Source organism: Stenotrophomonas sp. WED208, assembly GCF_040984485.1.
In the GTDB taxonomy this organism is placed as follows: Bacteria; Pseudomonadota; Gammaproteobacteria; order Xanthomonadales; family Xanthomonadaceae; genus Stenotrophomonas; species Stenotrophomonas riyadhensis.
The window spans coordinates 2586600-2606790 of sequence record NZ_JAZARB010000001.1 but is presented as its reverse complement, the minus strand read 5'-3'; the positions used below and the strand labels follow the sequence as shown (position 1 = coordinate 2606790).

Annotated in this window: 19 protein-coding genes; 18 read left to right on the top strand and 1 reads right to left on the bottom strand. The window is 67.9% G+C overall.

The features are described from left to right. The first annotated feature begins 4 nt into the window (after positions 1-4). Positions 5-1291: a threonine synthase gene (thrC, locus tag VPH47_RS11590; RefSeq protein ID WP_368850843.1), complete on the top strand. Its 1287-nt coding sequence runs from the start codon at positions 5-7 to the stop codon at positions 1289-1291. A gap of 101 nt (positions 1292-1392) precedes the next feature. Here thrC and VPH47_RS11585 read toward each other — a convergent pair whose 3' ends face one another. Next, positions 1393-2145 (bottom strand): Crp/Fnr family transcriptional regulator, encoded by a 753-nt coding sequence (locus VPH47_RS11585; RefSeq protein WP_032127414.1) that lies wholly within the window; start codon positions 2143-2145, stop codon positions 1393-1395. A 128-nt stretch (positions 2146-2273) separates the two neighbouring features. Here VPH47_RS11585 and hisS point away from each other — a divergent pair, with 128 nt between their 5' ends. The 17 genes from hisS (at position 2274) to VPH47_RS11500 (ending at position 20139) form a co-directional block, all read left to right on the top strand. After that, entirely contained in the window at positions 2274-3695 is a 1422-nt protein-coding gene (gene hisS, locus VPH47_RS11580) for a histidine--tRNA ligase (protein ID WP_368850842.1), read from the top strand. Positions 3696-3721: 26 nt separating this feature from the next. Then, positions 3722-3988 carry a hypothetical protein gene (locus tag VPH47_RS11575; RefSeq protein WP_239496558.1) on the top strand — a complete coding sequence of 89 codons (267 nt, stop codon included), beginning with the start codon at positions 3722-3724 and terminating at the stop codon, positions 3986-3988. Between the two features lie 410 nt (positions 3989-4398). After that, on the top strand, positions 4399-4707 hold the full coding sequence (locus VPH47_RS11570; protein WP_088025802.1) for a YerC/YecD family TrpR-related protein: 309 nt from the start codon (positions 4399-4401) through the stop codon (positions 4705-4707). Between the two features lie 34 nt (positions 4708-4741). Beyond that, positions 4742-5653 carry an ATP phosphoribosyltransferase gene (hisG, locus tag VPH47_RS11565; protein WP_010482592.1) on the top strand — a complete coding sequence of 304 codons (912 nt, stop codon included), beginning with the start codon at positions 4742-4744 and terminating at the stop codon, positions 5651-5653. Next, positions 5650-6945 carry a histidinol dehydrogenase gene (gene hisD, locus VPH47_RS11560; protein WP_368850841.1) on the top strand — a complete coding sequence of 432 codons (1296 nt, stop codon included), beginning with the start codon at positions 5650-5652 and terminating at the stop codon, positions 6943-6945. Before hisG ends, hisD begins: the two co-directional genes overlap by 4 nt. Continuing rightward, positions 6942-8036, top strand: coding sequence for a histidinol-phosphate transaminase (hisC, locus tag VPH47_RS11555; protein WP_368850840.1), 1095 nt, complete (start codon positions 6942-6944; stop codon positions 8034-8036). The genes hisD and hisC overlap by 4 nt, the downstream gene beginning before the upstream one ends. Next, complete coding sequence (gene hisB / locus VPH47_RS11550) at positions 8033-9106, top strand: bifunctional histidinol-phosphatase/imidazoleglycerol-phosphate dehydratase HisB (RefSeq protein ID WP_119006173.1); 1074 nt, start codon at positions 8033-8035, stop codon at positions 9104-9106. Before hisC ends, hisB begins: the two co-directional genes overlap by 4 nt. Then, entirely contained in the window at positions 9103-9705 is a 603-nt protein-coding gene (gene hisH, locus VPH47_RS11545) for an imidazole glycerol phosphate synthase subunit HisH (RefSeq protein ID WP_368850838.1), read from the top strand. Before hisB ends, hisH begins: the two co-directional genes overlap by 4 nt. Then, complete coding sequence (gene hisA / locus VPH47_RS11540) at positions 9702-10436, top strand: 1-(5-phosphoribosyl)-5-[(5-phosphoribosylamino)methylideneamino]imidazole-4-carboxamide isomerase (protein ID WP_368850837.1); 735 nt, start codon at positions 9702-9704, stop codon at positions 10434-10436. The genes hisH and hisA overlap by 4 nt, the downstream gene beginning before the upstream one ends. Further along, positions 10430-11206: an imidazole glycerol phosphate synthase subunit HisF gene (gene hisF, locus VPH47_RS11535; RefSeq protein ID WP_180847200.1), complete on the top strand. Its 777-nt coding sequence runs from the start codon at positions 10430-10432 to the stop codon at positions 11204-11206. The genes hisA and hisF overlap by 7 nt, the downstream gene beginning before the upstream one ends. Continuing rightward, the gene (gene hisIE / locus VPH47_RS11530) at positions 11196-11816 is read left to right on the top strand and encodes a bifunctional phosphoribosyl-AMP cyclohydrolase/phosphoribosyl-ATP diphosphatase HisIE (protein ID WP_110712132.1); all 621 of its coding nucleotides are present in this window, start codon (positions 11196-11198) and stop codon (positions 11814-11816) included. Before hisF ends, hisIE begins: the two co-directional genes overlap by 11 nt. A 154-nt stretch (positions 11817-11970) precedes the next feature. After that, a complete protein-coding gene (locus VPH47_RS11525; RefSeq protein ID WP_368850836.1) occupies positions 11971-13560 on the top strand; it encodes a calcineurin-like phosphoesterase C-terminal domain-containing protein in 1590 nt (529 codons plus the stop codon). 34 nt (positions 13561-13594) lie between these two features. Further along, positions 13595-13879: a hypothetical protein gene (locus VPH47_RS11520; RefSeq protein ID WP_153854920.1), complete on the top strand. Its 285-nt coding sequence runs from the start codon at positions 13595-13597 to the stop codon at positions 13877-13879. A gap of 84 nt (positions 13880-13963) precedes the next feature. After that, positions 13964-14986 carry a glucokinase gene (locus tag VPH47_RS11515; RefSeq protein WP_368850835.1) on the top strand — a complete coding sequence of 341 codons (1023 nt, stop codon included), beginning with the start codon at positions 13964-13966 and terminating at the stop codon, positions 14984-14986. A 51-nt stretch (positions 14987-15037) separates the two neighbouring features. Continuing rightward, on the top strand, positions 15038-16036 hold the full coding sequence (locus tag VPH47_RS11510; protein WP_368850834.1) for a N(4)-(beta-N-acetylglucosaminyl)-L-asparaginase: 999 nt from the start codon (positions 15038-15040) through the stop codon (positions 16034-16036). Continuing rightward, positions 16033-16764, top strand: a complete 732-nt coding sequence (locus VPH47_RS11505) for a copper homeostasis protein CutC (RefSeq protein WP_368850833.1) — start codon at positions 16033-16035, stop codon at positions 16762-16764. The genes VPH47_RS11510 and VPH47_RS11505 overlap by 4 nt, the downstream gene beginning before the upstream one ends. Before the next feature lie 417 nt (positions 16765-17181). Further along, on the top strand, positions 17182-20139 hold the full coding sequence (locus tag VPH47_RS11500) for a TonB-dependent receptor plug domain-containing protein (protein WP_368850832.1): 2958 nt from the start codon (positions 17182-17184) through the stop codon (positions 20137-20139). Positions 20140-20191: the final 52 nt, after the last annotated feature.

Below are 20191 nucleotides of genomic sequence, written 5' to 3'. Positions count from 1 at the left end.
ACCCATGCAATTTGTTTCGACCCGCGGCCAGTCTCCGGCCGTTGGCCTCAGCGCGGCGATCGCCGCCGGATTGGCGCCCGATGGCGGGCTGTATGTCCCCGTGCTTCTGCCGGCCGTCCGCGAACTGCAGGCCGGGCCGACCCTGGCCGATACCGCCGCCGATCTGCTGGCACCGTTCTTTGCTGGCGACGCACTTGAGACCGCGCTTCCGGCGATCTGCCGCGAAGCGTTCGACTTCCCGGTGCCGCTGCGTGCGCTCGGCGATGGCGACCACGTGCTGGAGCTGTTCCATGGGCCGACGGCGGCGTTCAAGGACATCGGCGCGCGCTTCCTGGCCGGTACGCTTTCGCGGCTGCAGGCCGGCAAGGGCCGTGATCTGACGATCGTGGTCGCCACGTCCGGCGATACCGGTGCCGCCGTTGCGGCGGCCTTCCATCGCCAGCCGGGCGTTCGCGTGGTGGTGCTGTATCCGGATGGCCGCGTATCTCCGCGCCAGGCGCACCAGCTCGGTTGTTTCGGCGACAACATCCAGGCGCTGCGTGTGGCGGGCGCATTCGACGATTGCCAGGCGATGGTCAAGCAGGCGCTGGCTGACCGCGAACTGCAGGCGCAGGTGCCGTTGAGCTCGGCCAACAGCATCAGCCTGGGCCGGCTGCTGCCGCAGATGAGCTACTACGCGCATGCAGCGTTGACCCACTACGCCGCGCATCGTCGCCGGCTCAATCTGGTGGTGCCGACCGGCAACCTGGGCAATGCGATGGCGGCGGTGCTGGCGCGCGCGCTGGGCGTGCCGATCGGTCAGATCGTGCTGGCCACCAATGCCAATGCCGTGTTGCCGGCGTACTTCAATGGTGGCGACTACCAGCCGCAGGCCAGTGTGGCGACGGTGGCCAATGCAATGGACGTGGGTGCGCCGAGCAACTTCGAGCGACTGCGCTGGCTCTACCACGGCGACGACGCGGAACTGCGTGCTGCGTTCCGTGCGTTCGCGGTGGATGACGTGACCATCCGCGCGACGATTGCGGCAGCGCATGCCAGCCGCGGCGAGCTGTTCTGCCCGCACACGGCGACGGCGGTGAAGGTGCTGCAGGACCTGCGTGCGCGCGGTGCCAAGGGCGACTGGGCGGTGGTGGCCACGGCGCATCCGGCCAAGTTCGAGGCCGTGGTCGAGCCGCTGATCGGCGAAACGGTGGCGGTGCCGCCTGCGCTGGATGCGTTGCTGCAGCGACCGGCGCACGCCGAACCGCTCGCGGCTGACTATGCCGCGCTGCGCGACGTGCTGCTGCGCTGATCGGAGAGGGGCGCGGTTGCCGGCCAGCGGCCGGCACTACCAGGGAATTGCATTCGGGTAGTGCCGGCCGCTGGCCGGCAACCCCACGGACCGCGATGCGGTCAGATCAATCCTTCACCGGCCAACGTGCGCAGCCCGTCCTCGTCGAGGATCTCCACCACATTCAGGTGGGGCAGGGCGATCAGCCCCTGCTGGCGCAGCTTGGTGAAGGTGCGGCTGACCGTTTCCATGGTCAGGCCCAGATGGTCGGCGATATCGCCGCGGCCCATCGGCAGCGATACGCGCAGGCCGTCGCCACCCAGCTTGGCCTCGCGCGCGGCCAGGCGCAGCAGGAAATCGGCCAGCTTCTCGGCCGGCTGCAGGCGCGCCAGTGCCAGCGCGGCATCCTGTGCGGCATCCAGCTCCTGGCAGGCACGTTGCAGCAGCTTGCGCTCCAGGTGCGGGAAACGGCTGCGCAGGGCCTTCATCTGTGGCAGCGCGACGCGGCAGACGCGGCTGTCGGCGATGGCCTCGATGTCGTAGCGATGGTGGTCGCTGCCGCTCAGGCCCAGGTAGTCGCCGGGCAGCACGAAGCCGTTGATCTGGCGGCGGCCGTCGGCCAGGGTGCGCACCAGGCGCAGTGCGCCGCCGGTCAATGTATAGACATGGTCGCGCTCTTCACCGGTGCGGGCCAGCGTGCTGCCCATGCTGACCTGCTGCGAGACGGTGACCTGCTCCAGCGCCTGCACTTCATCGGGCGACAGCGCCGAGCACACCGCAAGGTGGCGAACCGAGCAGTGCAGGCAGTCCAGCGTGGTGCAGGACGGCGAGGCGGGATCGTTGGTGGCGGGCGGAGCGCCGGAAGGCCGTGACATGTTGCGGGGGGCGTATCGCGGGCGGGGAGGGCCTTATGATACTTCAAGCGGCCGTTCGACCCTGCCCGCGGCGGGGGCGCTAGAATGTCGCCCCCTCCCACGTCCCGTTCCAGCAGGAGTTCCGCCCCGTGATCAAGCCCCGTACCCCGCCCGGCACCCTTGAACTGCTGCCGCGCGAGCAGATTGCGTTCCAGCGCATGCTGGACGTCATCCGCCGCAACTACGAGCGCTTCGGGTTCCTGCCGGTGGAGACGCCGGTGTTCGAGCTGTCCGACGTGCTGCTGACCAAGTCCGGTGGCGAGACCGAGCGCCAGGTGTACTTCGTGCAGTCCACCGGTGCGCTGGCCAACGCCGCCGAATCGGGCGACCGTTCGCTGCCGGAAATGGCGCTGCGCTTCGACCTGACCGTGCCGCTGGCACGCTATGTGGCCGAGCACGAACACGAACTGACCTTCCCGTTCCGCCGCTACCAGATGCAGCGCGTCTACCGCGGCGAGCGCGCCCAGCGCGGACGTTTCCGCGAGTTCTACCAGTGCGACATCGATGTGATCGGCAAGGACAGCCTGAGCGTGCGTTACGACGCCGAAGTGCTGGCGGTCATCCATGCGGTGTTCTCGGAACTGCGCATCGGTGACTTCAGCATCCAGCTGAACAACCGCAAGCTGATGCGCGGCTTCTTCGAGAGCCTGGGCGTGGCCGAGGGCGAGCGTCAGCTGGCCGTACTGCGCGAAGTGGACAAGCTGGACAAGCGCGGCGCCGATTACGTGCGCGAGACGCTGGTGGGCGAGGGCTTCAACATCCCGGCAGAACAGGTCGAGAAGATCCTGGCGTTCGTGGCCGTGCGTTCGCAGGGCCACGACGACGCGCTCATGCAGCTGGCCCAACTTGAAAAGCTTGCACTGAACAGCTCATTGGTCGGAGAGGGTGGAGTCTCCACTTTGGCCCAAGGTGTCGCCGAACTGCGCGAAGTGCTGCAGCTGGTGCAGGCGCTGGGCGTGCCGGAAACCGCGTATTGCCTGAACTTCTCCATCGCGCGCGGCCTGGACTACTACACCGGCACCGTCTACGAGACCACGCTGACCGACCACCCGCAGATCGGCTCGATCTGCTCGGGCGGCCGTTACGAAGACCTGGCCAGCCACTACAGCAAGTCGAAGCTGCCGGGTGTGGGTATCTCCATCGGCCTGTCGCGCCTGTTCTGGCAGCTGCGCGAGGCCGGCCTGATCGACGGCATCGAAGCCAGCAGCGTGCAGGCGCTGGTGGCGCTGATGGACGAGCAGGGCATGCCGCAGTCGCTGGACATTGCCCGCCGCCTGCGTGCCGGTGGCATCAACACCGAAGTGCAGATGGAGCCGAAGAAGATCGGCAAGCAATTCCAGTACGCGGCCAAGGCTGGCATCCGCTTCGTGGTGCTGGCGGGTGAGGATGAACTGGCGCGCGGCGTGGTGGCAGTGAAGGACCTGCTGCGCGAACAGCAGTTCGAAGTGTCGCGCGACGAACTGGCCAGCACCCTGCTGGTGGAGCTGGAGCAGTCGAAGGCGATGGTGTGAAGCCTGCCGCCGCAGGAGTGCTGAGCGTGCTCCTGCTGGCGGGCTGCCAGAGCGATCCGTCGCTGCACAGCACGCGGATCGGGCCGGCGCAGTACCGGCTGGCGGTTGATCGCTGCCATGCGATCGACCGCGCACAGCTGGAGGACGATCTGCAGGCCCTGGCCTCGCGGACGTGCCGGGCGGGAGCGGGGGCGTTGCAGAACATCCAGTCCCTGCCGAGCCGGCAGGGCAGCCTGTTCGGTGAATGCCTGCGGCGCGGGGCGCTGCAGGCCGAGGTGCACTGTCTGCCCTGAGTCGGGCCAGGTTGTTGATTTGAAAGCAGAACGCCCACCCTTTGGTGGGCGTTCTGCGTTTCTGAACGAAGCGCAGTCGAGCATGGCTCGACTCTACAAAAGCCGTTCTCGATCACTTTCCCAGCGAGATCCAGCAGATCGCGGCCAACTGTCGAAGGCGGGGAGGGTTCGGTGGCAGGGGTGTGAGCGGCATGGATGCCGCGACCAAGCCCCCACGGATGGGTTTACGGCGTCCCCTGCCACCGGACCCTCCCCGCCAACGCTCAGGAAATCAGCATTTGCTTTTGCTCTGGCTCTTGGCGGGTGCAGGGCAGCAGCCCTGCCGTCCCCTCAATCCTCGATTTGACGCACTGCGCAAGAATGCGCTAATGTACTAACGCGCTATTACATTGATGCATGGAAACCACCCCGTGAAAGCCCGCCCCGAGATTGCCGCCAAAGACCCGAAGGCCGACCTGGAAGCCCTGGCCCAAGCCTTTGCCGCCCTGCGCGAGCCGGAACAGGTCGAGGCCTTCCTGCGTGACCTGTGCACCCCGGCCGAGCTGGAAGCCATGGCCGACCGCTGGAAAGTGGTGCCGCTGCTGCAGCAGGGCGTGCCGTACCGCGAGATCCACGAGCGCACCGGCGTCAGCGTGACCACCACCGGACGGGTGGCACGCACGCTTGAGCATGGCCATCGAGGCTATGCCGCCGCCATCGACCGCCTTGCCTCGCGCTGATCCGCGCCCCGTTCCGAACTTCGAGACCTCCCCCATGAGTGCAACCCAGGCAGCGCCGGCACGAGACCGGCTGCGTATCGCCATCCAGAAGAGTGGCCGGCTGGCCGAGCCCGCCCGCAACCTGCTCAGCGCCTGCGGCCTGAGCTGGCGCGAGAGCCGCGACAAGCTGTTCTGCTACGGCGAATCGCTGCCGGTGGACCTGCTGCTGGTGCGCGACGACGACATCCCCGGCCTGATCGCCGACGGCGTCTGCGACCTCGGCATCGTCGGCCGCAACGAGCTGGACGAACAGGCCGCGGCACGCCGTCAGATCGGCCTGCCGGACGCCTATCAGGCGCTGCGCGGGTTGGGCTTCGGCCAGTGCCGGTTGATGCTGGCGGTGCCCGAGGAATGGCAGTGGCAGGGTCCGGCGCAGCTGGCCGGCACCCGCATCGCCACCAGTTACCCGGCCATCCTCAAGCAGTGGCTGGCCGAGCAGGGCGTGGACGCACAGGTGGTCGAGCTGTCCGGTTCGGTGGAAATCGCTCCGCGCCTGGGCACCGCCGACCTCATCTGCGATCTGGTGTCCAGCGGCGCCACCCTGCGCGCGAATCAGCTGACCCCGGTGCACAATCTGCTCGACAGCGAGGCAGTGCTGGCCGGTGCGGTGCGCGTGCCGGATGATGCACGTGCATCGCTGCGCGCGATGCTGCTGCGCCGCCTCGACGGTGTGGTGCAGCGCCAGGACCGCAAGCTGCTGATGTTCCGTGCCAGCGAGGACCGCGTCGACGCGCTGGCGCAGCTGCTGGCCGATGCCGAGCCGCTGGTGCGGTTGCCGGCCGATGGCGGCGCGCTGCGCCTGCAGACCATGTGCCCCGGCCCGCTGAGCTGGCAGCGCATGGAGGAACTCGAGCGCGCGGGTGCGCAGGGCCTGATGGTACTGAGCGTGGAGCGGTCGCTGGCATGAACCGTCTGATCTGGTCCCGACTTGATGAGGCCGCGCGCAGCGCGGCATTGACCCGCCCGGTGCAGACCGTGGCGCAGCAGACCCGCGATGCGGTGGCGGCCCTGATCGCGCAGGTGCGTGCACAGGGCGACGATGCGCTGCGTGCGATCACCGCGCGCTTCGATGGTGTCGAGCTGGCCTCGTTTGAAGTTTCCGAAGTCGAATTCGCCGCTGCTGAAGCTGCCGTGCCCGCCGAACTGCGCCAGGCGATGGTGGACGCCGCCGAGCGCATCGCGCGCTTCCACGCCGCCGGCATGGGCAAAGGCTATGCAGTTGAAACCGCGCCGGGCGTGGTCTGCGAACGCATGCTGCGTCCGATCGGCCGGGTGGGCCTGTACGTACCGGCCGGCAGCGCGCCGCTGCCGTCCACCGCATTGATGCTGGGCGTTCCGGCGCAGCTGGCCGGTTGCCCGCAGGTGGTGCTGTGCACGCCTCCGCGCGCCGATGGCAGTGCAGATCCGGCGGTGCTGGTGGCCGCGCGCCTGACCGGTGTGCAGCGCGTGTTCAAGCTGGGCGGCGCCCAGGCGATCGCCGCGATGGCCTATGGCACGATCAGCATTCCGGCCTGCGACAAGCTGTTCGGGCCCGGCAACAGCTTCGTCACCGAAGCCAAGCAGCAGGTCGCACAGGATGGCGCCGCCGCCATCGACATGCCGGCTGGTCCCTCCGAAGTACTGGTGATCGCCGATGCCGGCGCCAATCCGGCGTTCGTTGCCGCCGACCTGCTGTCGCAGGCCGAGCACGGTCCGGATTCGCAGGTACTGCTGTTGACCGATGATGCCGCGATGCTGGCGGCGGTCGAGGCTGAGGTGGAGCGCCAGGTGGCCCTGCTGCCGCGCCAGCAGATCGCGCGCCAGGCGCTGTCGGCGTCGCGCCTGATCCAGGTCGATTCGCTGGCCGAGGCGTTCGCGATCAGCAACCGCTACGCGCCCGAGCACCTGATCCTGGCCCTGCGCGATCCGCGCGCGTGGCTGGGAGAGGTGCAGGCAGCCGGCTCGGTGTTCCTCGGCGACTACACGCCCGAGGCACTGGGTGACTATTGCAGCGGCACCAACCACGTGCTGCCCACCGCCGGTGCCGCACGTGCCTACAGCGGTGTCAGCGTGGCCAGCTTCCAGAACCTGATCAGCGTGCAGAGCGCCAGCGCCGCCGGCCTGGCAGCAATCGGCGGCTGCGCACGCATCATCGCCAGCGCCGAAGGCCTGGATGCGCACGAGCGTGCAGTGGCCCTGCGCATGGAGGCAGCGGCATGAACGCGGCTATCGATGAGGTGCTCGCACTGGTGCGCCCGGACCTGCAGGCCTTCGCTGGCTACAGTTCGGCGCGCAGCGCGGCGGTGCAGGGCGAGGTCTGGCTGAACGCCAACGAGTCAGCCTGGGCCAATCCGGCTGATGTGGCGGGCAACAGCCGGCGCTATCCGGAACCGCAGCCGTTGGCGTTGCGTGAGGGCCTGGCGGCGTTGTACGGTGTTACGCCGCCGCAGCTGCTGATCGGTCGCGGCAGCGACGAAGCCATTGATCTGCTGGTGCGTGCCCTGTGCGTGCCGGGCCGCGATGGCGTGCTGGTCACGCCGCCAGTGTTCGGCATGTACGCGGTCTGCGCACGCCTGCAGGGCGCCGCACTGATTGAAGTGCCGCTGGTGGATGCCGAAGACGGCTTGCGTGCCGATCTGGATGCTGTGATCGATACAGCCAAGGCGCGCAACGCCAAGCTGGTCTTCCTGTGCGCACCGTCCAACCCGGCCGGCAGTGACATCGCCCTGGTCGAGATCGAGCGCGTCGCCACTGCTCTGCGTGGGCAGGCGCTGGTGGTGGTGGACGAGGCCTATGTCGAGTATGCGCAGCGCCCGTCGGCGACCACGTTGCTGGCCGCGCACGCCAATCTGGCGGTGCTGCGCACGCTGTCGAAGGCGCATGCACTTGCGGCCGCGCGCATCGGCACCCTGATCGCCGCGCCGGAACTGATTGCCGTACTGCGCCGCTGCCAGGCGCCGTACCCGGTGCCGACCCCGTGCGCCGAGCTGGCCGTGCAGGCGCTGCAGCCGGCCGCACTGGCACGTACCGCCGAGCACGTGGCCACGGTCATCGCCGAGCGCGAACGCCTGTTCGCTGCGCTGCCGGGCCTGCCTGGCGTTCGTCGCGTGCACCGCTCGGCCGGCAACTACCTGCTGGTCCGCTTCGCTGATGCGCAGGCAGCGTTCGACACCTTGCTGGATGCCGGTGTGGTGGTGCGCGACCAGCGCGCCGCGCCGCAGCTGGGTGATGCGCTGCGTATCAGCATCGGCAACCCCGAAGAGAATGACCGCGTGCTTGCGGCCCTGTCGGCGCGGAGGGCCGCAGCATGACCCCGATCCTGTTCATCGACCGCGACGGCACCCTCATCGAGGAGCCGTCCGATTTCCAGATTGACGCCTACGAGAAGCTGCGCTTCGTGCCGCAGGTGATCCCGGCGCTGTTGAAGCTGCGGGATGCCGGCTACCAGTTCGTGATCGTCACCAATCAGGATGGCCTCGGCAGCGACCGCTACCCGCGCGCCAGCTTCGATGGCCCCAACGATCTGATGCTGCAGATCTTCGAGAGCCAGGGGATCACCTTCCGTGACGTGCTGATCGATTGCAGCTGGCCGCAGGACAATGCGCCAACCCGCAAGCCGGGCATCGGCCTGATGACCGCCTACCTGCAGGACCGCAGCATCGACTGGGCGCGCTCGGGCATGGTTGGTGACCGCATCACCGACCTGCAGTTCGCCGACAACCTCAACATCCGTGGCTTCCAGCTGCGCACCGAACAGTTCGGTGGCGAGTGGGACTGGCCGGGCATCGCCCATGCGCTGGCCGATGCGCCGCGTACCGCCGTGGTCCAACGCAACACCAAGGAGACGAAGATCCGCGTTGAACTGGATCTGGACCGTGCCGGTGATGCGCGCATCGCCACCGGACTGCCGTTCTTCGACCACATGCTGGAACAGATCGGCAAGCACGGCGGGTTCGCGCTGGACATCCAGGCTGAGGGCGACCTGCACATCGACGAGCACCACACCATCGAGGACACCGGGCTGGCGCTGGGTCAGGCCCTGCGCGAGGCGCTGGGCGACAAGCGCGGCATCGGCCGCTACGGCTTCACCCTGCCGATGGACGAGACCCTGGCCAGCGCTGCGCTGGACTTCAGCGGCCGCCCCTATTTCGTGTTCGAGGGCGAGTTCAAGCGCGAGCGGGTGGGTGACATGCCGACCGAGCTGGTGCCGCACTTCTTCCGTTCGCTGTGCGATGCCAGCGGCCTGAACCTCAACCTGCAGGTGCGCGGCGACAACGACCACCACAAGGTCGAGGCCTGCTTCAAGGCACTGGCGCGCGCACTGCGCCCGGCATTGGCCCGCCAGGGCACGGCACTGCCGAGTACCAAGGGGGCACTGTGAGCGACGTTGCGCTGATCGATGCCGGCGGTGCCAACCTGGGCTCGGTGCGCTACGCATTGGAGCGCCTGGGCGCGACGGTGCGGCTGGTGCGCGATGTCGACGGTCTGGTCGGTGCGCAGCGGGTGATCCTGCCCGGCGTCGGCGCCGCCGGTCCCGGCATGCAGCGCCTGCACGCGCAGGGCCTGGTGGAACCGCTGCAGCGACTGGAGGTGCCGCTGATGGGCATCTGCCTGGGCATGCAGCTGCTGTTCGAACGCTCCGAAGAGGCCGGCGTAGAAGCGCTGGGACTGATTCCCGGCGTGGTGCGCAAGCTGGTGCCGGCCTGCGGCATACGCGTGCCGCACATGGGCTGGAACCGCCTGCTCCCGCTGCGCGAATCGCTGCTGCTTCGCGGTGTGCCGGAGCGCGCCAGCGCCTACTTCGTGCACAGCTATGCGGCGCCGCTCAATACCCACACCGTCGCTGCCTGCGACCACGGGGGTCTGTTCACTGCGGTGGTGGAGCAGGGGCGCTACTACGGCGCACAGTTCCATCCCGAGCGCTCCGGCGAGACCGGCTCGCTGATGCTGCGCAACTTCCTCGAGGGCACTGCTGCATGAGTTTCATCGTCTATCCCGCGCTGGATATCCGCGACGGCCGCGTGGTGCGGCTGCGCCAGGGCGACTACGCGCAGGAAACCTCGTATGGCGATGATCCGCTGCCGCGCGCACAGGCATGCGCCGCACAGGGCGCGCAATGGATGCATCTGGTCGACCTGGACGCTGCGCGTGCCGGTGGCTACACCCTTGCGCCGCTGCTGGCGTCGATCCGTGCGCAGACGCCGCTGCAGGTGCAGACCGGCGGTGGCGTGCGCGGACGCGACGACGTGGCGCGCATCCTCGATGCCGGCGCCGGCCGCGTGGTGGTGGGTTCGCTGGCAGTACGCCGCCCCGACGAAGTGGTCGGCTGGCTGGAGGAGTTCGGCGCCGAGCGCATCACCATCGCGCTGGATGCCCGCCAGGATGCCCAGGGCCAATGGCAGTTGCCGGTGCACGGCTGGACCGAGAACGCCGGCGTGACCCTGGATGACCTGGCCCTGCGTTATGCGCGTGCCGGCATGCGCCACCTGCTGTGCACCGACATCGCCCGCGATGGCATGCTGGCCGGGCCCAACATCAGCCTCTACCAGCACCTGTCGGCGCTGCTGCCGGGCGTGGCGGTGCAGGCCTCCGGTGGCATCCGTGACGTGGCCGATGTGGCCGAGGCGCGTGCTGCCGGCTGCGGCGGTGCCATCCTCGGCAAGGCCCTGCTGGAGCAGCGCATGGACCTCGCGGAGGCGCTGGCATGTTGAGCCGCCGCATCATTCCGTGCCTGGACGTGCGCGATGGCCGCGTGGTCAAGGGCGTGCGCTTCCGCGATCACGTCGACATGGGCGACATCGCCGAGCTGGCGCAGCGCTACCGCGACCAGGGTGCCGACGAGCTGGTGTTCTATGACATCGGCGCCAGTCCCGAAGCACGGTCGGTCGACGTCGCCTGGATCGAGCGCATCGCACGCCTGATCGACATTCCGTTCTGCGTGGCCGGTGGCATCGACAGCGTGGAAACCGCGCGTCGCGTGCTGTTCGCCGGTGCCGACAAGGTGTCGATCAACTCGCCTGCGCTGGGCCGCCCGGAGCTGATCACCGAGCTGGCAGATGAGTTCGGCGTGCAGTGCGTGGTGGTGGGTGTGGACTCGGTACGCGAAGCGGACGGCCAGTGGCGGGTACGCCGTTTCAGTGGCGACCCGGAAAGGACCCAGGCGGTACCGCTGCGGACCCTGGACTGGATCGTCGAAGCGCAACGGCGTGGCGCTGGCGAAATCGTGTTGAACTGCATGGACAGCGATGGCGTGCGCCGTGGCTACGATGTCGTGCAGCTGCAGCAGGCGCGGGCCCTGTGCCAGGTGCCGCTGATCGCCTCGGGTGGTGCCGGTGCGATGGAGCACTTCGCCGAAGCCTTCGACCAGGCCGACGTCGACGGCGCGTTGGCGGCCAGCGTGTTCCACAGCGGCGCCATCGCCATTCCGGAATTGAAGCGCTACCTGCGCGGACAGCAGATCGAGGTGCGGGATGTCTATTGAAGTGAGGCCATCGCTGGATGCGCTGCAGGCGCTGGACTGGGGCAAGGGCGACGGCCTGCTGCCGGCGGTGGTGCAGGATGCCGATACCCTGCAGGTGCTGATGCTCGGCTATGTCAGCGCCGAGTCGCTGGCGGCCACGCTGGCCATCGGCCACATGACCTTCTTCAGCCGCAGCAAGCAGCGGTTGTGGACCAAGGGCGAGCAGTCCGGCAACGTGCTGGTGGTGCAGTCAATCAGCATCGACTGCGATGCCGACACGCTGCTGGTGATGGCACGCCCGGCCGGGCCAACCTGCCATACCGGTGCCGAGAGTTGTTTCGACCAGGCACCGAAGGACTTCCTGGGCGGGCTGGGCCAGCTGGTGGCGATGCGCGAGGCGCAGCGCCCGCCGGGCAGCTACACCACCAGCCTGTTCGAGGGCGGCATCCGCCGCATCGCGCAGAAGGTGGGCGAGGAGGGCGTGGAGACCGCATTGGCCGCCGTGGCGCAGGATGATGAGGCGCTGCTCGGCGAGGCTTCGGACCTGCTGTACCACCTGCTGGTGCTGCTGCGCGCGCGCGGGCTGTCGCTGGATGATGCGCGGGCGGTACTGGAAAAACGCCATCGTTGAAGAGCGGTAGTGCCGGCCGCTGGCCGGCAACCTCATGATCGTCGGGCATCGGCTGGTTGCCGGCCAGCGGCCGGCACTACCGGCAATGCGCCATCACGTGCGCGATGTCATCAACGGAATCTACAATAGGCGGTCTTTCTTTCCCGGACCGCCCATGAAACTGCCTGCCACCTGGCTGTGCTGCCTGTTGCTGACCTCGCCGGCCTGGGCCGCGGATACCGTGGTCAGCGGCAAGGTCTATCTGGAGCGTGACGGCCGGCCGGGGCGCGGCGCGACTGATCCGGGCCTGGCCGGGGTGCAGGTCTCCAATGGCGAGGCCATCGTCAAGACCGCCGCCGACGGCAGCTACAGCCTGCCGGTGCGCGACGGCCAGACCGTGTTCGTGATCAAGCCCGATGCCTACGCCTTCCCGAAGGCGACCGACGGCCTGCCGTCGTTCTGGCGCCACTACCGCCCGAGCGGCTCGCCGGCGCTGAAGTACGGTGGCATCGCCGCCACCAGCGATATCACCCGCAACTGGGATTTCGCGCTGCAGGCGGATCGCCATGACAGCCGCCGTGGTTTCCAGATGCTGGTGTTCACCGATTCGCAGACCGCCAGCCTGAAGGACATCGGCTACTACCAGCAGTCGATCGTGGCGCCGCTGGTCGGCCAGACCAAGGCGCGCATGGGCACCACCCTGGGCGACATCGTCAACGATGACCTGGCCCTGTACCCGGCGATCAACAAGGTCACCACCGAGCTCGGTGTGCCGTGGTTCCACGTGCCGGGCAACCACGATCTCGATTTCGATGCGGCCAGCGACGAGCACTCACTGGACAGCTGGCGCAACATCTACGGCCCGGACACCTACGCGGTGGAAGAGGGCGGCGCCAGCTTCGTGTTCCTGGACGACGTGGTGTACGACCCCAAGGCGAGGCCGAAGTACATCGGCGGCCTGCGCGAAGACCAGTTCGCCTTCCTTGCCGGCTACCTGAAGGGCCTGCACAAGGATCGCCTGCTGGTGCTGGGCATGCACATCCCGCTGTTCGACGCCGCGCCGGGGCGCGAGACCTTCCGCCATGCAGACCGCCAGCGCCTGTTCGACCTGCTGAAGGACTTCCGCAACGTGCTGGTGCTCAGCGGCCACAGCCACACCCAGCAGCACGTCTACCACGGCAAGGCCGAGGGTTGGAATGGCGAAAAGCCGCTGCACGAGTACAACGTGGGCGCCAACTGCGGTGCGTTCTGGTCGGGGGTGAAGGACGCCGTTGGCGTGCCGGACAGCACCATGAGCGATGGCACACCGAAGGGCTATGCGTTGCTCGACGTGGCCGGCAATGGCAGCTACAAACTGCAGTACCGCGTGGCCGGCCAGCCGGCCAGCGAGCAGATCGGCCTGCATGCACCCAAGGTGCTGCGCCAGGGCGCCTACCCGGCGTGGGGCATCTATGCCAACGTCTACATGGGTGAGGACGCCAGCGTGGTCGAGTACCGCGTCGATGGCGGCGCCTGGCAGCCGATGAAACAGGTCAGCCAGCCCGATCCGCGCCTGATGGTGGAGAACGTGGCCGACGATCTTGCCAACAACCTGCGCGGTTACGACCGCTCGCCGGAGGCTACCGCGTCGCCGCACCTGTGGCGTGGTGCGCTGCCGACCGATCTGGCGGTGGGCAGCCACAAGGTCGAGGTACGCTCCACCCAGCCCGATGGCGCGGTGTTCACCGCCAACACCAGCTACAGCCTGCAGACTGCCCAGCCCTGACCTCCGAACCATCGCTCCAGCGAAAGGACCCCGCATGGATATCCGCTTCATGGTCGGCACCACGCCGGTGACCCTCAGCCGCCACTGGTTCACCGGCGCGATGCTGCTGCAGAGCGCCACCGAGAAGGTCTGGGTGCAGCACCCGCTGCATCCGGGCACCCACTTCTCGTTCTCGCTGGTACAGTCGTGGCTGCGTCACATCGCCGGCCACGAGGTGCTGGTCGAACGCACCCGGCCGCTGTTGTTCGCCGGCTTCCGTCCGCAGCGCCTGCGCGTGCTGGTGGACGGCGTGCAGGTGGCCGAACAGGAAGGCATGTAGGCCAACCTGAACCATCGGCGCGCTAGGCAAAGCCGCCCCGATGCCTGAGAATCGGGGCGATTCAATCGATCCAAGCAGGCCAGCGTGACCATCGCAGCAGCGTCCCCGGTTTCCTCCGACTCCGCCCGCGGCGGTCTTCCGCGCCATCTGGTCGTTGCCGATGTCGGCGGCACCTTCGCCCGCCTGGCCTTGGCTGAGACCCAACCCGGGCACGCGCCGCTGCTGGGCAGCCATCGCACCTATGCCTGTGCCGAGCATTCCAGCCTGGCCGCGATCCTGGCCGATTTCACTGCCGGCCTCGGCCAGCCGGTGCAGACCGCGGTGGTCGCCATCGCCGGCCTGCTCGATGGCGATGTGCTGATCAATTCCAACCTGCCGTGGACGGTGTCGCTGTCGGCCACCCGCGCGCAGTCCGGGCTGCTCGAACTGCAGCTGATCAATGATTTCGAAGCGGTGGCGCTGGCCATCCCGTACCTGCAGCCGGAAACCCTGGTGCCACTGAATGGCGACGCCGATCCGGCGCAGGCCTTCCCGGCGCTGGTGCTGGGTGCAGGTACCGGCCTGGGTGCCGCGCTGCGTTTCGCCGATGGCGAGCGCCCGGTGCTGGCCAGCGAGATCGGCCATGCCGCGCTCGGCGCCGGCAACGGGCTGGAACTGCAGGTGCTGGGCAAACTGCTGCAGCGCTGGGCGCACGTGGACAACGAACGGGTGCTGTCCGGCAGCGGCCTGATGAACCTGTATCCGTGCCTGTGCGAGCTGCGCGGAGCCACCCCGGTGTGGACCAGTACCGAGGCGCTGATCGGCGCGGCGCGCAGCGGCGAGGATGCACTGGCGGTGGAAACGCTGCAGGTCTTCTGTGCCTGGCTGGGCAGCCTGGCCGGCGACGCGGCGATCGCCGTCGGCGCGCGTTCGGTGTACCTGGCCGGGGGCATTTCCGCGCATGTGCAGGATTTCCTGGCCGATGGCCGCTTCCGTGAGCGCTTCCTCAACAAGGGCGTGCTGACCGAGGTGCTGCGCCAGGTGCCGGTGTGGCGCGCGGAGCATGGCCAGCTGGGCGTACTCGGTGCTGCGGTCTGGCACGCCGCACGACAGCCCACGCACGACTGATCGGCAGGGCCGGCATCGGGCCGGCCGTGCATTGCAGACTGGGAGGGGAAGATGGTGGATCGCAGGCAGTTCCTGCAGGCCGGTGCACTGGCCGCAGGCATGGCGGCTTTGCCAGGCGTGCAGGCGCGCACGCAGGGTGGGGCCAGGGTGGTCTCCACCTGGGACTTCGGCGTACCGGCCAACCAGGCCGCATGGAAAGTACTGGCGCAGGGTGGCAGCGCACTGGATGCAGTCGAAGCCGGTGCACGCTGGGCCGAGAGCGAGCTGTGCAACCCCACCGTCGGCCATTGCGGCAACCCGGATCGCGACGGCGTGCTGAGCCTGGACGCGAGCATCATGGACGGCGATGGCCGTTGTGGTGCAGTGGCCGCGCTGGTCGACATCCTGCATCCGGTGTCGGTGGCCCGCAAAGTGATGGAGAACAGCCCGCACGTGCTGCTGGTGGGCGAGGGCGCGCAGCAGTTCGCGGTGCAGCAGGGTTTTGAGCGCAAGCACCTGCTGACGCCGCAGGCCGAAGCCGCCTGGCGCGAGTGGTTGAAGACCGAGAAGTACCAGCCGCAGATCAATGCCGAGCGCCGTGGTATTCCCGGCAACAGCGACAACCACGACACCATCGGCATGCTGGCACTGGATGCCAAGGGCCATCTGGCCGGTGCCTGCACCACCAGCGGCATGGCCTGGAAACTGCACGGCCGCGTCGGCGACAGCCCTATCATCGGTGCCGGCCTGTACGTCGACAACGACGTGGGTGCGGCCACTGCTTCGGGCGTGGGTGAAGAGATGATCCGCAACGCGGCCTCGTTCCTGGTGGTCGAGCTGATGCGCCAGGGGCGCTCGCCGGCGCAGGCCTGCCGCGAAGCGATCGACCGCGTGGTGCGCAAGCGCCCCGAAGCGAGCAAGACACTGCAGGTGTGCTTCCTGGCCATGAACAAGCAGGGCGAGGTGGGCGCCTACGCGCTGCATCGCGGCTTCGTCTACGCGGTGTGCGATGCACAGCGCCAGGATGACCTGCGTGATTCGCCGTCGATCTACACGAGCACTCAGACGTGAGCACGCGGCTCACACTGGAGATCGCCAGCAACTCGCTGGCTTCGGCGCTGGCGGCACAGGCCGGCGGCGCCGACCGCATCGAGCTGTTCGACAACCTGGCCGAGGGCGGCACCACGCCGTCGTTTGCCAGCATCGCGATCGCCCGCGAACGCCTGTCGATTCCGCTGTTCGTGCTGGTGCGGCCGCGCCCGGGCGACTTCCACTACGACGCGCTGGAAACCGAACTGATGCTGCGTGACATCGCGCAGTGCCGCGCGCTGGGCTGCGATGGCGTGGTGATCGGCGCGCTGGATGTGCAGGGCGGCATCGACGTGGCGCTGTGCTGCGAGCTGGTTCAGGCTGCCGGGCCGTTGCAGGTGACCTTCCATCGCGCCTTCGACGCTGCCCGCGATCTGCCGGCGGCGCTGGAGCAGGTGATCGGGCTGGGTTGCCAGCGCGTGCTGACCTCGGGCGGCGAGGTCAGCGCCGAGGCCGGTGCCGATGTGCTGGCAGGCCTCGTTACCCAGGCAGCGAGCCGCATTACGGTGATGGCCGGCGCCGGATTGGCCCCGGGCAACATCGCAACCGTCGCACGGCAGACCGGCTGTACCGAACTGCACGCCTCGGCCAAGGGCCTGCGGCGCTCGGCCATGCAGTTCCAGAACCCGGCTTTGCGAGGGCTGGACCCGGACTGGAGCCAGACCGCCACTGCCACTGTGGCCGCGCTGCGGCAGGCGCTGGACGCCTGATCGCAAGCCCGGGGTCGGATTCCTTCGCAGAAGGGCTCTGACCCCATCTGGATGCGCACGCGTCGACGCAATCGGGTCAGAGCCCCTCTGCGAGGGGATCCGACCCCGGATGCAGACACTCGACGGACAAAACCGTTCCGCGCGCGTCTGTCGCAATCGTGTCATCACTTCGTGCACCGTTCTCTCAGCGATGTTTCGCAACCCTTTGATTGTTCTGGATACCTGCAGCCGATAACGGCATTACGCCACGTGTTGCTGCGTCGCCGCATGCCCGGCGTGGTTCAGCTGTGCTTTAGTTTGGATCGATCCACAGGGGAGGGCGTCGGGACGGTCTTGAACCGATCCAGGTGCCCGGATCAGCCGTAGTGCCGCGCCACCACCCGTCCGTGCGTCCACACTTTCGAAGAGCAACCACCCATGGCTCAGATCGTTCGCAAGCGTCGTCACCTGCTGTCCCAGGCCCTGGTCCTGGCCCTGTTGCCCCTGGCGGCCAGTGCGCAGGAGGCCGTCAACTCGTCCACCAAGGATCTCGATGCGGTCACCGTCACCGGTTCGCGCATCAAGCGCGCCAGCGTTGAAGGCCCGGCGCCGGTCAACGTGATCACCGCCGCGCAGATCCAGAAGGAAGGCTTCGTCAGCGTGTACGACGCGCTGAAGACGCTCACTGAAGCCACCGGCACCGTTGAAGCCGCCTCGCAGTGGGGATCGCATACGCCCAATGCCAGCGGCCTGAACCTGCGCGGGATGGGCCCGAACCGCTCGCTGCTGCTGGTCAACGGTCGCCGTGTAGCCGACTATCCGCTGCCCTACGGCGGCGAAACCAACTTCTCCAACTACGGCAACATTCCCGCTGCCGCAGTCGAGCGCATCGAAGTACTGACCGGTGGCGCCTCGGCCATCTATGGTTCCGATGCGATCGCGGGCGTGGTCAACGTCATCCTGAAGACCAACTATGACGGCGACGAAGTACGCGTGCGCGGTGGTACCTCCACCGAAGGCGGCCGCGATACCTGGGATCTGTCCTGGGCCGGCGGCAAGACCGGCGACAACTGGAGCGTGACCTACGCGCTGCAGTACACAAAGCGCGATCCGCTGTTCGGCCGTGACCGCCCGCAGATGGACGATGCCGATGATGCGCCGTACCCGTCCTGGAACATGGAACAACGCAAGGTCGGCTTCCGTCCCACTGCCGGCCTGGCGCTGATCGATCCGACCACCGGCCAGCGCCTGACGCCGCCCACCGGCACCTGCGAGAAGTTCGACGGGGAGTACTACACCGCCGATCGCCCGGTCTACAACTACGCCGCCAACACCATCACCAACACCGGTCGCCTGTGCGGCATGAGCGCCGACTACGCCAACTGGCTGCTCACCGGTGGTGCCGAGAACGTGTCCGGCAACTTGTATGCCACCTTCGATTTCAGCAACGACCTGCAGGCCTGGACCAACCTGGCGGTGTACCGCTCCGAGGCGATCTGGGGCACCAATCCGCCCAGCGTGTCGCTGATCGACGATGACAACGGCTACTACTGGGATGCCAACCGCAACCGCCCGATCCTCGGCGTGCGCCAGTTCACCCCGAACGAGGTCGGGGGCCTGGATACGCTGCGCAACACCAACCGTGAACTGTCCTGGGACTGGAGCGCGGGCCTGCGTGGACGCCTGGCCGATCGCTTCGACTGGAGCGCCACGGTGGGGCGTTCCTATTACCGCGTGGAAGAACGGCAGAACGTGGTCGACAAGCAGAAGTCGTACGACTACTTCCTTGGCCCGCGCCTGGGCACCACCGCCGATGGCGAGGCGATCTACGCACTGAACGAATCGCGCTGGTGGAACCCGCTGACGCCGGACCAGTACTGGCAGATGGGCACGGTGGCGAAGAACCGTGCGTCCTCATGGGTCAACCAGGCGTCGGCGGATATCACCGGCGAGCTGTTCCAGGGCTGGGCCGGGCCGATCTCGTTCGCGGCGGTGGCCGAAGTCGCGCAGCAGGGCTACCACCTCAGTCCCGATCCACGCGCCGGCATCGACTTCGACCTGCAGAACGTCGATCGCGGTGGCGGCGAGCGCACCCGCTATTCGGCCGGTGTCGAGTTCAAGATTCCGCTGCTGGACAGCGTGACCGCCACTGCGGCCGCGCGCTATGACCGCTATGGCAGCTACAAGGCTGACAACAGCGGCGAAGCGCTGGACATCGGCAGCCAGAAGGAGACCACCTGGAACGTCGGCCTGGAATGGCGCCCGGTGGAGTCGCTGCTGGTGCGTGGCTCCTATGCCACAAGCTTCCATGCGCCGGACATGCACTATCTGCTCGGTCAACCGAGCAGCTCCGAAGTGCAGACCTATGACCGCCTGAGCTGCATCCAGAGCGGTGCCTACCTGGTCAACAACTGTGGCGTGGGCAACACCGATGTCTGGTACACCTTCGACGTGAACCGGCGTGGCACGCCGTTGCTGCGTTCGGAAACCGGCGATTCGTGGACGGTCGGTTTCGTCTGGGACGTGATGCCGAACTTGTCGGTCAGTGCTGACTACTGGGCGATCAAACTGGAAGACATGATCGTCGACGTTGGCGCCGACGAGGTGCTGGCCAGCGAAGCGGGCTGCCTGACCGGCAAGAACATGGACGGTACGCCATGGGCCAATCCGGCCGGTGGCGAGTATTGCGCCGGCATCCTGGCCCGCGTGAACCGTGACAGCAACGGTCGCCTGGTATCGATCGAGCGCGGCCCCTTCAACCTGGCCAGCCGCGAAGTGCGCGGCATCGACCTGACCGCGCGCTATCGCCTGGAAACCGCGCAGTGGGGCAACTTCCAGCTCGGCCTGAACTACACCAACCAGATCTCGACCAAGGAACAGCGTTACGCCAACGATCCGAACCCGGAGCGTCGTGACCGCGACCTGCGCAGCAAGCTGCGCGCGAGCCTGGCCTGGCAGCGTGGCAACTGGAATGCCAACGTCTATGCCGATCGCATCGGTTCGGTGCCGGGCGTGCGCTACCACTGGGGCACCGATCGCCTGAACAATCCTGGCGGCTGCCTGCCGTTCGCCGATGGTTACGTGCCCAGCGACAGCCCGTCGCTCAACTGCCTGGAGCCGGCCACGCGTCCGGACGGCTCGCCGAATCCGAATCCCAACGCCGGCCAGCAGACGGCGCGCTACTACGGGCGGGTGGGGCCGTTCATCACCTGGAACTTCAACGTGGGCTACCAGGTGACCGAGCACGCCAAGGTCAACGTCTACGTCAACAACGCGTTCAACTCGGCCAGCTGGAACCACAAGGACCCGTACAAGCTGGACTACGATTTCGCCCCGACCCGCCTGCTCGGCGCGGTTGGCCGCGAGTTCGCGCTGGAGTACGTGTTCACCTTCTGAGCAGACCTGCGGGGGCGCCGGGCTTGATCCGCCTGGCGCCTCCGTCCGCTCG

Coding starts and splice junctions, on each gene's coding strand:
- thrC (WP_368850843.1), top strand. CDS start 5: ATGCAATTTGTTTCGACCCGCGGCCAGTCTCCGGCCGTTGGCCTCAGC.
- VPH47_RS11585 (WP_032127414.1), bottom strand. CDS start 2,145: ATGTCACGGCCTTCCGGCGCTCCGCCCGCCACCAACGATCCCGCCTCG.
- hisG (WP_010482592.1), top strand. CDS start 4,742: ATGAGTGCAACCCAGGCAGCGCCGGCACGAGACCGGCTGCGTATCGCC.
- hisD (WP_368850841.1), top strand. CDS start 5,650: ATGAACCGTCTGATCTGGTCCCGACTTGATGAGGCCGCGCGCAGCGCG.
- hisC (WP_368850840.1), top strand. CDS start 6,942: ATGAACGCGGCTATCGATGAGGTGCTCGCACTGGTGCGCCCGGACCTG.
- hisB (WP_119006173.1), top strand. CDS start 8,033: ATGACCCCGATCCTGTTCATCGACCGCGACGGCACCCTCATCGAGGAG.
- hisA (WP_368850837.1), top strand. CDS start 9,702: ATGAGTTTCATCGTCTATCCCGCGCTGGATATCCGCGACGGCCGCGTG.
- hisF (WP_180847200.1), top strand. CDS start 10,430: ATGTTGAGCCGCCGCATCATTCCGTGCCTGGACGTGCGCGATGGCCGC.
- hisIE (WP_110712132.1), top strand. CDS start 11,196: ATGTCTATTGAAGTGAGGCCATCGCTGGATGCGCTGCAGGCGCTGGAC.
- VPH47_RS11525 (WP_368850836.1), top strand. CDS start 11,971: ATGAAACTGCCTGCCACCTGGCTGTGCTGCCTGTTGCTGACCTCGCCG.
- VPH47_RS11520 (WP_153854920.1), top strand. CDS start 13,595: ATGGATATCCGCTTCATGGTCGGCACCACGCCGGTGACCCTCAGCCGC.
- VPH47_RS11510 (WP_368850834.1), top strand. CDS start 15,038: ATGGTGGATCGCAGGCAGTTCCTGCAGGCCGGTGCACTGGCCGCAGGC.
- VPH47_RS11500 (WP_368850832.1), top strand. CDS start 17,182: ATGGCTCAGATCGTTCGCAAGCGTCGTCACCTGCTGTCCCAGGCCCTG.